The sequence below is a fragment of the Caballeronia zhejiangensis genome (assembly GCF_000698575.1).
Classification (GTDB): Bacteria; Pseudomonadota; Gammaproteobacteria; order Burkholderiales; family Burkholderiaceae; genus Caballeronia; species Caballeronia zhejiangensis.
In genome coordinates this window covers 37487-50237 of sequence record NZ_JFHD01000045.1, presented here as the reverse complement: position 1 = coordinate 50237, position 12751 = coordinate 37487, and the positions used below count along the sequence as shown (strand labels likewise).

The 12751-nt window shown below is 60.6% G+C and carries 9 protein-coding genes; all 9 read right to left on the bottom strand.

What is annotated here, in order from left to right; translation table 11 throughout:
- Window positions 1-995: 995 nt before the first annotated feature.
- The 9 genes from BG60_RS32030 to BG60_RS31990 all read right to left on the bottom strand — a co-directional run bounded on the left by BG60_RS32030 (window position 996) and on the right by BG60_RS31990 (window position 12751).
- Window positions 996-4166, bottom strand: a complete 3171-nt coding sequence (locus tag BG60_RS32030) for a conjugal transfer protein TraG N-terminal domain-containing protein (RefSeq protein WP_051996780.1) — start codon at window positions 4164-4166, stop codon at window positions 996-998.
- Window positions 4167-4184: 18 nt separating this feature from the next.
- Entirely contained in the window at window positions 4185-5666 is a 1482-nt protein-coding gene (locus BG60_RS32025) for a conjugal transfer protein TraH (protein WP_033536757.1), read from the bottom strand.
- 10 nt (window positions 5667-5676) lie between these two features.
- A complete protein-coding gene (gene traF, locus BG60_RS32020) occupies window positions 5677-6597 on the bottom strand; it encodes a conjugal transfer protein TraF (protein WP_233392244.1) in 921 nt (306 codons plus the stop codon).
- Between the two features lie 78 nt (window positions 6598-6675).
- A complete protein-coding gene (lepB, locus tag BG60_RS32015) occupies window positions 6676-7200 on the bottom strand; it encodes a signal peptidase I (RefSeq protein ID WP_051996779.1) in 525 nt (174 codons plus the stop codon).
- The gene (locus BG60_RS32010) at window positions 7197-7622 is read right to left on the bottom strand and encodes a hypothetical protein (RefSeq protein ID WP_033536758.1); all 426 of its coding nucleotides are present in this window, start codon (window positions 7620-7622) and stop codon (window positions 7197-7199) included. Before BG60_RS32010 ends, lepB begins: the two co-directional genes overlap by 4 nt.
- Window positions 7622-10201 carry a TraC family protein gene (locus tag BG60_RS32005; protein ID WP_033536759.1) on the bottom strand — a complete coding sequence of 860 codons (2580 nt, stop codon included), beginning with the start codon at window positions 10199-10201 and terminating at the stop codon, window positions 7622-7624. The genes BG60_RS32010 and BG60_RS32005 overlap by 1 nt, the downstream gene beginning before the upstream one ends.
- 85 nt (window positions 10202-10286) lie before the next feature.
- Entirely contained in the window at window positions 10287-10679 is a 393-nt protein-coding gene (locus BG60_RS37450) for a hypothetical protein (RefSeq protein ID WP_075583601.1), read from the bottom strand.
- Window positions 10680-10694: 15 nt separating this feature from the next.
- Window positions 10695-11411 (bottom strand): TraV family lipoprotein, encoded by a 717-nt coding sequence (locus BG60_RS31995; protein WP_144403768.1) that lies wholly within the window; start codon window positions 11409-11411, stop codon window positions 10695-10697.
- The gene (locus BG60_RS31990) at window positions 11408-12751 is read right to left on the bottom strand and encodes a TraB/VirB10 family protein (RefSeq protein WP_033536761.1); all 1344 of its coding nucleotides are present in this window, start codon (window positions 12749-12751) and stop codon (window positions 11408-11410) included. Before BG60_RS31990 ends, BG60_RS31995 begins: the two co-directional genes overlap by 4 nt.

The following is a 12751-nucleotide window of genomic DNA, read 5'->3' as shown; positions in this document are numbered from 1 at the left end:
GCGCTCGTGCGAAGTGCTGGTCGCGCGACTGCTTAGCTGTCTGCGTATAAATCCGATTCTCTAATATACTAAAAAGAGTTCGTTCCAAGATATTAGGCTTTCTTCAAAAAGCTAAGAACAGAAGTCTCTTTTAGGGCCACACTCCGTTCACATCTTCGGCCCTTCGCCGTATCTCAGGCGGCGAGTCGCCACCGTCTCCATGCGGTCTTCATGCAGGAACGCATGGGGAGACCTAAATGCGGAGAGTCAATGCACGGCAGTTCCCAGAGATGACCCTCCAGACGTTCAGTACGGGCACGCACTGCGACTGAGTTCGCAGCGGCAACGTGACGAATACGAACTGCAACTGAGGATTGAATCGCGGCAGCGTCATAGTTACTTCTTGGGTCAGTCTGTCTTGCGAAGCACTGCACGGCATCGTTCGAGCTCCTCGGTGAGCGAGTCTATCTCCGTCTGCATTTCCGCTACTCGTTCAAGAAGCCGACCGACGTGGTTCCAATAGGCACCGCCCGAACCATCTTCCTCACGCGCCAGTTCCTGAATCTTACGAAGGGCCGGCTCCAAGTCGATATGGTCTTCCGAGAGGGGCAACGCTCTGGCGCGGTTTCCACTCGGGCAGTGTCAGGCTGACGCGAGCGCCTGAACAAGACACCCTCGTTCACGTATCGCTTCATGATGCGCAAAAAAGGACCAAAATGAGGACTAGCGCCACGGCCGGCACATACAGCAGGGCCAGGTTTCGAAGAGCGAAGTCCAGGAGTCGTTTCATGTCTTCTGAAGTTGCATGACTACCAGACGTAGTTGCCTGCGACGCTTTTTCGTCACTTCTCAACGAAAGCCGCGGCGGCACGTATTACTCGCTTCTTTTCATCGAACCAGCCGACAAACGATATTAATTTGGCGCCAGAAGGCAAAGCCTTGTCGGAGCTAGAGCGCCCTAACCCGGAAAATGCACGGGAATCAAGACCACCCCTTTACGTGCTGGTCAAAATCCTCTACTGGCCGCCGGGGCCACGACGTACAAAGTGAGACTTCGGCGGTTCACCTTGCTGGGCTGCGGGCTTATCCGCAGGCTTCTCAACACGATCGGTATTGCCCAGACGCGTACGGGAAGACTGCCCGTCCTTTCGGCCCACGTCGACAACGTTGTCTGCGACATTCGCAGCCGTTCTGATCACTGTGCCGTGACCGTTCGCGTCGAGGCCGGAATCAGCAGCGAGCCGCTCGGCGCCCGTGACCGCCTGCTCAACGTTATGACGACCGCCGGCAACCCTCGACTGAACTTCGTTCTGCAGATCAGGGGCAAGGTTGAAGTTCGGGTCCGCCGCCTTGGGCAATTCCTGCGGTCGACCTGCGAGGGCGGGAGCGTTCGGCACGCGGGAACCTGGGTGAGCCGGTGCAAGGTGCGCCGCCGCCGGGTGAGCTGTGGGATGCGCCTGAGGAACGCTGGCCGGCGCTCGCTGTGAAGGAATCGCCCCAACCATTGGTCCGTGCATCCGCGCTCCGGCCGCGTTCGCCAGTCCGCCGCCATCCACGCCCGTGCCATCAACCGGCTTGCCGATATCGAGGTTCATTGGCCCGCTATTCACGTTGGGCTCGAAACGCATGTGCTGAAGCGCGCGGCCTTCGTCCGCGAGGTATCGCGCTGCTGCAAGACGATCCGCCGGCGCGGCCTTTTCGTCCTGCGCCATCATCACCGCTGCGCGATGCCGATTAACCGCATCCTGCGCGTCACGATCGCCAACGACGCGGTCCGTCGCTCCGGACGCTGCGTCCGACTCGGCCTTGGCAATATAGGGTTGTACAGCCGAGTTCTCAGAGAACTGGCGGCCGGACGTTAGCTGGAACGCGGCGTATTCGCTGTTCGATCTCTGCTGCCATGCAAGCTCCGTTGCACCGATGGTGGAACTCATGTTGACCATGCTGGACGTGTCGCGCACGCCTTGGCTCGCGGAGTCGGAGACCGATTGCACCTCGCTGAGTGTTTTTTGGTAGGACTGCTGGATAGACAGACTCTTGGACAGTTCACTCGACGAGCGTTGCCCCGCACTCGTGTTCTGGAACTCAGACATCGTCTTGGACAAGGCGCGTGACATCGCCACGGAGTCGTTGTAGTTTTCATTACGCGTGCGGCTTTGTGCGTCCTGCAACGAATCGTTCGCACTCGTCGCCGTGTCGCCGTGCGCGCCCACGTTGAAGCGAAGTCCCCTGTTGCTGAAGCTCGCGCTTCCGCCCCCACCAGCGGACGTCTGATTGGAGTTGCTGCGCACGCCCGTGACAGCGCCACCCGCCTGCATGTCATTACCTGTGCGCTGTTCTGCGTTGAAGTTGCGTGCAAGGGCCTCCCCGACCTGGCGATCCAGCCCGATGCTCTGGTAGTTGCCGCTGCTGATGGCGCTGCGAATATCGGCGAGGTTCGACTCCCCTGCCGTCAAGGCCCTCGACCGCGTGTCCGATTCGGTCAGTGATCGCGCGGCCTCGCGTACCGAATTACCGAAGGTATTGCTTGTGGAGACGGCGTTAAGGCTACCCGTCATCGCCAGGCGGCCGGACCCATTGCCTGTCTGGCTGATCGTGCCCACCGCGCTGTTCTCGAACATCGGTCGCGTCGATTCGGGCGCTGGCGCGAGGTTATCGGCCGTATCCCGACCTTTAGGTGCGATCGTTGTGGCGACACTCGTCATCGCGGACGATTCACCCAGCCCAAAGATCAGGCTCATCAACACCGGAAGGCTCGCCATGATATGGGAGCCGACGCCAATCTGCAGGCTGAGTTCCTTGTACGCGGAAAGCGTGGACGCCTGCGAGATCCAGCCGCCTTGGCGCAGCGACTGGAGGTAGTTCGCCACGTCGACGCAGATCATGCTGTTCACGAGCTCCGCGCCGACGTTCACCACGAGCAACGGCCACACGATGATGTGCGCGACCGTCTTGACGCATTTCCCCGCCTCGATGCCCGCGAACATCATCAGCATGACGATGGCCGGGCCGAGCCCGATGATCATCGCAAGCAGGTAATTGCCGAAGCTGCCCGCGTACCGCAGCATCGGCACTTCGCTGGCCGCCTGCTGGAGGTTGTTTCGCTCGACCTCGGCGGCCTGTAGTGCGGTCGCCTGACATTCCACTAGCGTGTCGCTACTCGCCTTCAGGCAGTTCAGGTTCGTCTCGACTATCTCCGAGAAAAGCAGATTCATGAACTCTGCATTAGCCTGCCCCGTCCCGCCGGAGAACACGTTGCCCAGGGTATTTGCCCGCGTGACTGCAGAATACTGCGCTGCAACCGTGTTGAAGCTATAGTCTGCCCCCGGCAACGGCTGGTCCATGCCGTTGACCGCGCCCTGAATGACACGTGTGAATTCGACGGAATTGAGTGCGTCGGTAATGTCGTCCGCGACCTTGTACGCGGCATCCGAGCAGGAAAGAATCTGCGTCGAGCTGAGCCCAGGATCATTCACCATGCCGTTGGTGTTCAGCGATGCCTGGTACAGCAATGCGCCAAGAGCGGTCGGGTTCAGCCCGTTGATCGAAATGGACTGTGCGCTCGTCGCGCCCGTGTTGCCGGCGTTCTGGACGAGATTCTGGATGCTCGCGTAGTTGACTCCGGAATCGGGCCCGAGGCAGGCTGCGAGCACGGTTTTCACTTCTGAGTCGACACCGCCGAGTCTCACCATCGCCGTGCGAGAGGTTAGCAAGACCTTTAGTGGGTTCAGGAAACCATTTGCACTCGCCGAGATTGCGGGATAGTCCGCGTCAACGGTCTGGAACGCAGTCGAGTATGCCGCGTTCAGATCCATCGACAGGATGCTGCCGGCGGCCGGAATCGCCGAAATGACGAGCGGAACGTTATCGACCTCGGTAACCGCACCATTGACCGTTGCCTCGAGCTGCACCGTGCCCTTGAGCATCGGATTGGTGAGGGTCATAGCCAAAATGAAGGGCATGAGTGTGTTGAATGCGCCATGACCAAGGACGGCGGCACCCTGCCCGCCTGGGCTCCTCAGGACGGCGCTGGTGGACGACGCAAGCAGTCGCCACATGGCGACAACAAGCGCAAAGCCCCAGATCCACGCGTCCTCCTTGCAGATCATCGCTACCCCGTTCAGCACGGCGTAGAGCGTCGTCAGGTCGGCGCTCGTGGAATAGATGGTGAGAGTTGGAATAGCCACTGTTTCCCCTCGCTGCGCTTACTTGATGTTGGACGACATGAACCGCGTGTCTTCGTTGATTTCCGTAACGATCTTCAGCATCACGTCGCTGTTGTTGCACGCGGTCTGCTTGACGAGATAGTCGCCGCGCAACTGCTTGATACGGTCCTTTTCGTCGTCGGTGAGATCGAAGCCGGTCGAGGTCTGAATCAGATTGGCGCCCTTGTACAGCACTTCGCCCATATGCGAGGCGACACAATCCACGATGTGCGGCGCAAGCCTTTGCGCGATCGCAACGCGGGTATTCGGATTCGACGTTTTCGACAGCAGCGCGGCCAGAGGCACGCCCGCCTGCTTCATGAACTGAACCTGTGCAGTCGTGAAGCTTGTCGACGTACCGCTGTTGACCTGACCGACGATGGAGGAGCCGGACACACCGTTGGCCGGGTCAGCCTGGCCGAACAGCATCGTATTAACCCAACCTTCGATGCCCTGATAGTTGAACGACACCACCTGCATCTGCGTACAGATCTGTGCGTCAATGCCGCCTGCGATGCTGCCGCTCGGGTTCACGCATCGGTAGAGCGACAAGGGGGTGCTCGGACGCAGCGAGCCCGTGCCGCCGCCCTTCACAATGTCGTCGAGGGTGATCAATGCCGGGCCCGAACAGGTAACCTGGCCGATGCTGTTGCCGGACGGCGTGGAGCTGCTGACGCCTTGCCCGCTCTGGTTCAGGCTGTTACACGGGACTGCATCGATGTTGTACCCGAGCAGCGCATACAGAATCTGGTTGTTCAGACTGTTCGGATTCGTCGCGTCGTCGCTGCTGCCGTCAACGTTCGGAAGTCCCGCGAGGCCCATGATCGACGATGCGCCGGAGGACACGACTGTCTTCACCAGCGAGTTGCCACTCTTCGGATTGTTCGCCGACTGCTGCTTGAGGAACGAGTTCGCATTCGACAGGTAACTCGTGAGGCCGGAGAAGGCGTCACTGAGCATGCCCGAATCCGTACTGGCGATGTTGCCGTCACCGTTGACCGCGTTGGACAGCGCCGCGGCCGCAGGGTCGACGATGAGATGGGCGAGCTGGCAGGAATTCTTAGCGAGATTGTTCAGGTTCTGCAGCAGCGTCTGGAACTCGGTGATCAGCGCGTCCAGTGACGGTGAGATCGCCTTGATAGCGGCCTTGAATGCGAGGCCCGCCGCATTCGCGGCTACCTGCCGGAAGATCTGGATCAGCTGCTGACCGTTGATGAAGCTGAACGAGCCTCCATAGAGATCGATGCCACCACACCCGGCATCAATCCGAGGCGGGTCGAAGGTGATGAGGTTCACCGACTGGATCGGCGCACGCATCGAGAAACCACCCATGAACACACCCACCCGATCCTTGGTAGTCAGCACGCCAGGCGCCGTCGAATTACTCATGACCATCGAGCCGAGGTCAGCGAAAATCCCTGCAAACGCGAACATCGGCGCAAGCGCGAGCACAATGGCCACCAGAATATGTTTTATACGCATGGGCGACTCCTTAATACTGCTTGAGCAGATATGGTTGCAGGGTTTCCTTGAATGAACCCGGTTTGCTTGGGTCCAGCCGCAGGTTGTTCAGGTCTTGCGTGCTCGCTACGCCGCGGTCCCAGACGTTCAGGTCTCGCATGACGTCCGCACTGAGCAACTGCGTGTCATGACCCGCAAATGCGATTTGCTTGACCAGTTCGTCCTCGGCGTAAAACCCTTGCGAGACGATCAGGTACTTGTTCGGGTCCACGGGCCCGTTATAGGCGCGGGGGTGCGGGACGAAGACAATCGACGGCGTCAGCTTCAGCCCGAGCTTATGGAACATGCCGTTGTCCTGCATGATGCTGCCCGTGAATCCCTTGGGACGGGTACCATCGAGCGAGATCACCAGATACTCGACGTTGTAGCCACGCCGGAGCATGTCGAGAATCGGTAGCTGCATGGCGCAGAAGCGGCAGGAGCCGTCAACAAATACAACGAGGCCACCGATCTTCGACAGCTCCTCGACGGCCTTCTGTTGCGCCTGATAGTCGGCGTTCCGGACGGAGCGTGCGCCAATCGACGCATACGGAACGCGATTGTTCTCGTCCAGAACCGGGTCTTCGTGAAGAACCCGGACCACTGCCTCCGAAAAGCGTTGCGCCTTGTCGAAAATCACACGCTTGGCATACATGTAGTCGGAGACATTCGCATCCGTCGGATTGTTGATCGCCCGCTCTTCCAGTTGGGGGTAGATCTTGCGGAGGAATTCCACCGTGACGGCCTGCTTGCCATCCGATGCCGGAGCAGAGGCTGGCGCGGGGGCGCGAGCGGCGGGTGCTGCGGCGACGGGCGGCGGTGCAGAAGCCGGGGCTGCAGGTGTCACGTATGGCTGATAGTTCAGAAACGCGTCGCCATACGCGTCGCCTCGCGGAGACACCGCCTGGGCCAAGGCACAAGTGGTTGTGAGCAAATACGCGAGCGCACAGCTGAATCGAATGATGTGGAATCGGCGAACCATACTGGTCGTTCAGAAGAGACGGTAAGCGAAGCCTGCGACCCGGCCTGCGTCGAGGTAGCCCCAATAGCGCGAGTCATTCGAGAGGGGATGAACACCAACCATGAAAAACTCCCCGGGCGGAATGATCTCGTCGCGCTCGAATTCTTTTTCACCACGGTGGTAGAAGCGCGCGAGCGGGAAACCTTGCACCACTGTCTTTCCGTTGATCTGGACCTTGCCGTCGCGAATCGTCACGCGATCGCCGGGCACGCCCGCAACCTGCTTGAGGATGAAGCGTTCCTTGAAGCCGGCCAACGCGCCAGACGGCGTCCAGAACAGCAGATCGCCGTCGTGGACCGCTGCGGGAGCACGGTGTACCAGCAGCGCTAGATGCAGGTCGGGAAGGCAGCGCTCGTTTTGCGGGTCAAAACCGATCGTGATGATCGGCTTGCTCCAGAACCCCCACGCAATGAGCAGCACCCCAAGGAAGAACATGAGGAACTTTCCGCGATCGTAGGCCGGCGCTTCTGCGCTTGCTGCTGCGTCGTGGATCATTGACGGGCACCCGCTGCACTCGCGCTAGCAGTCGCTTCCGCCGGCGCAGGGGACGCAACGTCGGGTTTCTGCACAGGAAGATGCACGGCAGTGCGCAGCTCGTTCGTGATGTCGATCGTGTCAGCCGGCAGGGCGTCGAGGGTTATATCGCCCTGATCATTGCGGCTGGTATTAACCACCACGAAGCCAGCCTTTTCGTACCGCTGGATCACCCCACGGATCGGCACGGCGACCTGCTGCTTCAATTTCTCTTGGGACGCAGACGGATCATTGAGGGCGGCCTCGAGGATGACCGCGCTCTTCTCGGCCACCGCAATGCGCGGAGCCGGTTTGGCCGTCTGGTGTCCCATGAGGTAGACCGCAAGCGACAGCATCATCACGACGGAGTACGGCACCGAGCCCGCTGTCATAAGTCCTTTCATTACTGCAGCTCCTTTATCTCGTTGATGACTTCGTTCGGTGTGAGTCCATCGTGATCGGTGCACATTGCGAGGATCTTGCGGAACCACTCGGTGCGGCGGGCTTTCTTGTCGCCCATCACTTTCCGGACTGCGTCGAGCACGTCCATGCCTTCATCCATGAGTTGCAGCACGACGTCGCGATCGTCACCTTCAGAACTGAAGAGCGTTGCAGTGAACTTGTCCACATAGAGACGGACAACTTCGTACGTTTTGTCGCCCATGATCAGGGACTCGCTCCAGAATCCCTTTCTCGATTCAACGCTTCGCAACAGGCGGTTGAAATACGGATCGTCGGCGAATGCCGTCATGACCTTCTGCGCGATCACCGCGTCGATTTCTTCAGGTTCCTGCTCCATGATTACCTTCCACGCCGATTGCCGGAGGATCACGGCGCCGGCCGGGAAGCCGGCGATCTTCAGCAGCGACTGGACGATGATCCAGACCGCGAGCTTTTCTTTCCGGCCCTTCAGATAGAGCCCTTCCATCGCGGCTGCGGCCGCCGGAACCTGGAACAGGTCCTGCGCCTCGTCGACATAGATGCGCTTCCGGCCGGGAATGGTCCTGACGCGCGACATCAGGACGTTCAGGCAGCAGAACAGCACAACGCGCTTGAGGTGGTCGTCATCGCCGAGGCTCGCCAGTTCAAACACCGTGAACTGGGAGCGGGGATTCAGCGTGCTTGGACCGCGGAAGTACGGGCCGCGAGTTGGCGATTCCACGAACGCCTTCAGGCGCGGAATGAGGTTGGCAGCGGCCGTGATGACTTGGTTCTTGATCGGATTCGACTGAGCCTGCTCGACCATCTTTTCGAGGCAGTCGATGACAGTGGAGGTTTCGGCCTTGTTGCCCTCCTTGCCCCAAGCCGCCTTGACCGCTTCGTTCGCGGCAATCCGGGCGCCGGAGTCGGGCGTCTCGCCGTCGTACGCCATCATGATATGCAGGGACGTAATCGTTTCCTGCTGGGCGTCGAAATCGTCGTCAGACAGGCCAGTGAACGGCGTCAGCGACGGTCGATAGCCATCGGGCCCGCCAAACTCGTTAAACTCGCCTCCGACTGAGCGACAGAATTTTTTGGAGCTTTTGCCGTTGTCGAAGAGCATGACGAAATCGCCCTGAGCCAGGTCGCACTCGATCATGTACTGCAGATTGAACGACTTGCCGGCACCGGATTTCGCGGCGAGCACACCGTTGTAGTTGGAATTGCTGACGTACGGATCAAAGTAGTGCATAGACCCGCGTCGCGTAAGGTACGCAGCGCCCGTCACCGGGTATGAAGCGTTGACGTTACCGAGATAGTCGCCGTAGACGGGAAGCAGGCACCCCACTTCGGAGCTGGCCATCACGGCCTCGCCGTCGACATTGTTGGCGATTGCGGACGAGAAGTTCAGGGGCAGAATCTGCGAGAGTCGAACCAGCCCGGTGCCAAGTACCGCACGGGCGTCGAAGCCGAGCTTGTCCAGAGTGCCCTTCACCGTCGCAGTCGCGCGCACCACCTCCTCGCGCTTGCGGCCGAACAGAAACACGTTGGTCGAGGCGTACACGAACTTCTGGCCGTCTTCAGCGACCTGGCGCTTCAGCTCAAGCAGATCCGCGAGCTTTGCCTGGGTGTCTTCGACACCGAGCTTGATCGGAAAGTTTTGTGCAGTGGTCCGCGACTTGATGGCGCTTTCCATGCGAGTCCACTCCTTGCGCTGGCTGGCGACCCGCACCGTCGTGGACAGGATGTAGGCGGTTTCGATACGCTGGCCGCCGCCCTCTTTCGTCGGCCCCTTGTTAAAGGGCGCTCCGCTGACCAGATTCATGATGCCGTGGAACGGCTCAACCGGGTAGCTCTTGGTGGTCACGACCGAGCAGTAGGTGTCCTCGTTGATGACGCCAATTTTCGAGTCCGAGAAATCGAAACTTTGATCGGGCCCGTAGATCTGGTACTTCAGATCGATCATCTGGTCGAGCTGGACTTCGCCATGCTCGTTGAAGATGTCTGTGAACTGCCGGTAGGTGCCCACGACCTGACCGGGCGTAAGTTTTTGCGCGTCCCGGAAGCCGCAGTCGCGCACGTTGGTCAGGAATTCGGTCTGCAGGTTTTCGGCCTGTTCGATGACCTCGGCGTCAGCCTTGCGGCAAGGCACCGCGAGCGAGATATACACCGTACGCTTGTTGATCATGCCCATGTCGGCAAGCGTGCCGGTGCGAAGGCCTTGCTCATACAGCCTGCGCTGCCTGTTGACCAGGTCGGTAACAACATAGCCGCCATTCACCTTGCCCTTGGCAAACGCGGCTGGAGCATGGTGGTCAGGTTGAACCAGAAGGCTGACCGTGATCACCGAGTCGTCGGGGACCGCCTTGAATACGTTTTGCACGACGGTACTGAATTCGCCGCCGCCGCCGGCAAGGGGACTCATACGGTAGACCGCGCCGATATACGGCTTCTCTCCGCCCGCGGCCTTGCTGATCAGAAGATGCGAATCAGGGGTATAGGTTTCGAGGTTAATGATGTCGCTCGCACGTTTGGTGCGGCTTTGCGTGATCTTGGCAGTCAAGATGAATCTCTCTGTCGGCGTCAGCGGAACGCGGCGCGACCGGATGGACGCGCCGCGATTTCTCCTACGAGGTGTCGCGATAGGGTCAGTGCGCGAGATCGACCGTTTCCAGCTGATGTGCCGTCGACGCATAGCCCGGGCCCGTCGCCGTTGCAACGGTCTGGACAAGAGACGGTCCGATCAGCGCAGTCGCCAGAATGCCCAGCACAACGGTCAGGTTGCGGTATCCACCGCCATGCGCGAGTTGCCAGATCGTTACGATCAGCGAGAGCAGCACGAGCGCCATGACGAGCGTACTGCCGAGCATCGTCTGGACGGTCGAAACAAGCGTGTCCCACGCACTTGCGGCCAGCGCCGTACCACCGTTGAGTGCGCCAACGGAAACAAGCATCGCCCCCATCGTAAGCACCATCACGGCTACGGGCCGGAACGAGCGTGCCGGTGCGTGAGCGTGAGTCAAGACAGCATTTTGTTTCATGGTTTTCCTCTACTTTTACTGTGGCATTGAAGACGGCAAGGAATTGCCTGGGCTACTTTCACCAGCCGATGCTTGCGGTCCTGGCTGGATGAAATCGGTGCGCTGGGACGTGTCGGGCTGCGAGGGCTTCGCGGCCTCGAGCGCCTTGCTGTCCGCAGGCTTGTGTGGGTAGACGCCGCGCGCGGCGCCGGCGGGGTTGCCCCCATCGAATCCTGACCAGTGCGAGCCAACGATCTCCTTGTAGACGGTGGTGTCACTGGTCAGCATGTCGTTGCCGTCCACGAAATGCTTGATCCACGTCCGCTGGATAACGGGGCCCTCACGGACCGGCATGCCGTCAGGCATGCCGTCTACGGCAACCGTGCGAACCGTTCCTGGAGTCGCCGATCCCTGAACGGCCGGACCGCCAGAGCCCATAACGACCGGCTCGCCCGAACCAGAGCGAATCGGGGAGGCCGCCGTATTGCGCTGGCCGACCGGCGCGATGTCGGTCGCCTTGTCGTACTGGCTGAAGTTCAGCTCGGAGTCGAAGCGGCTGGGCGGCAACTCGCCGTTTGTCGAAGCCTCAACAGCCTTGAAGCTGTGGCAGTAGATGCTCGACGGGTCCTGCTTGCGATTGCAGTCGTACGAGTTAGACCCGATCGGATTAAAGGCGGCTGGGCAGCCCGATAGGACCGGCACAGCGCAAACGGAAATGGCGATCACCGCAAGTTTGCTTTTAAGGTTGCTCATTGGACTGCTTCCTTGTTGACCAATCGTTTCTTCAACACGAGGTTTTCTTTGAGAATCCAGGTCACACGGGTGCCTGCCGTGACTTCGACGACCGGAAAGGTCTCCTTGGCAAAGTTCAGATAGAACTGCGACAGCTCAGTTGCCGCGTGATTGATGCCCTGGCCTACTGCCGTGCCCGCCAGATAGCTCGGGCTCGGATAGGTGTAGCTCTGCTCCGAGCCGCTGCCGACGTTCGTGTTGTAGCTGGGCACCGCGCTCGGCGCGAGCGCAGCGCCAAGGCCTGCAGCCATACCCGTCAACGCGGCCTGCATCAGCATCGCACCCTGCTTGTTGACCACTTTCCCCGCCAGGCCCAGCGTGCCGTCAACGTCGAGCGCATAGGCCTTCATGGGCGCTTCGTACACGTCACCGTTCTTGAAGATGCAGCTGATGTGATCGGCGATTCCATAGGCCCGCTCGGCGGATAGCACGGCAGTCGCGGAGCCGCCGACGAAGCAGTTCGCAAGATCACTGGCCTTCCACGAATTGGGCATGATCGCCATGCCCTTGACGCGCGAAACGAACGGCGCGCCAACGTCGAGCGCGGATGTCACGCTTCCGGCAGCTCCTCCACCGTTCGAGCCGCTGGGTCGCGCGTTGATCCCAGAGAGCATGACGGCCTCGATGCCCGTGTACATCGGCAGCACCAGATCGGGGCGCTTGTCGTCATCGCTGCTGGATCGGGCAGGGACCGGGTCGGCGATCATCGTCGGACGTGCCGGCGGCAGGTTCGCCACCTGGGGCGCAGGCGCTGCGGCATCTGCGCTCGCTGTCACGCCGGACGCGTCAATGGGCCGTGCCTTGGCGCGCGAGCCCGGTTGGTCGAAGCTCACCGCTTCCGGCAGGTCCTTGCCGAGCGGATTCGAACCCTGGCTGTCGGTGGCGGGCGTCGTCGGCGCGGGGGCACTCGCCTTGAACGGCGTGTTGACGACCCCAGGCGCGGGATTTCCACCCTGCTGCCGCTGGAGTGCCGCGAGCTGCGACTTCAGGCTCTCGATGTCCGTCACGACGTTCTCGAGTCCCTGATTGCGCGGCGAGGACGGCAGCACGTTGCCCACGACACCCGTAAACGTGGGAGCCGATGCCCCGGTTGCGGGAGCTGCAGCGGGGGTCGGCATCGCCACGGTCTGTGCGGGTAACGCTGCACTCGTCGAGGTCTGCGGCGGGCGACGCGTGAAGTGGTTGTACGTGATAAATGCCGTGCCGAGCACGGTCACCGCGATCAGCAGGTAACGGAACCCAGGCTGCATGTCGTTCCATTCCTGCTTCTTCTGGTCGAGCCATTGCCATTCAAGTGCCAT

Excerpts from the sequence above, each read along its gene's own strand:
- BG60_RS32025 (WP_033536757.1), bottom strand. The coding sequence starts at position 5,666 with ATGCGTATAAAACATATTCTGGTGGCCATTGTGCTCGCGCTTGCGCCG.
- lepB (WP_051996779.1), bottom strand. The coding sequence starts at position 7,200 with ATGATCCACGACGCAGCAGCAAGCGCAGAAGCGCCGGCCTACGATCGC.
- BG60_RS32010 (WP_033536758.1), bottom strand. The coding sequence starts at position 7,622 with ATGAAAGGACTTATGACAGCGGGCTCGGTGCCGTACTCCGTCGTGATG.
- BG60_RS37450 (WP_075583601.1), bottom strand. The coding sequence starts at position 10,679 with ATGAAACAAAATGCTGTCTTGACTCACGCTCACGCACCGGCACGCTCG.
- BG60_RS31995 (WP_144403768.1), bottom strand. The coding sequence starts at position 11,411 with ATGAGCAACCTTAAAAGCAAACTTGCGGTGATCGCCATTTCCGTTTGC.
- BG60_RS31990 (WP_033536761.1), bottom strand. The coding sequence starts at position 12,751 with ATGGCACTTGAATGGCAATGGCTCGACCAGAAGAAGCAGGAATGGAAC.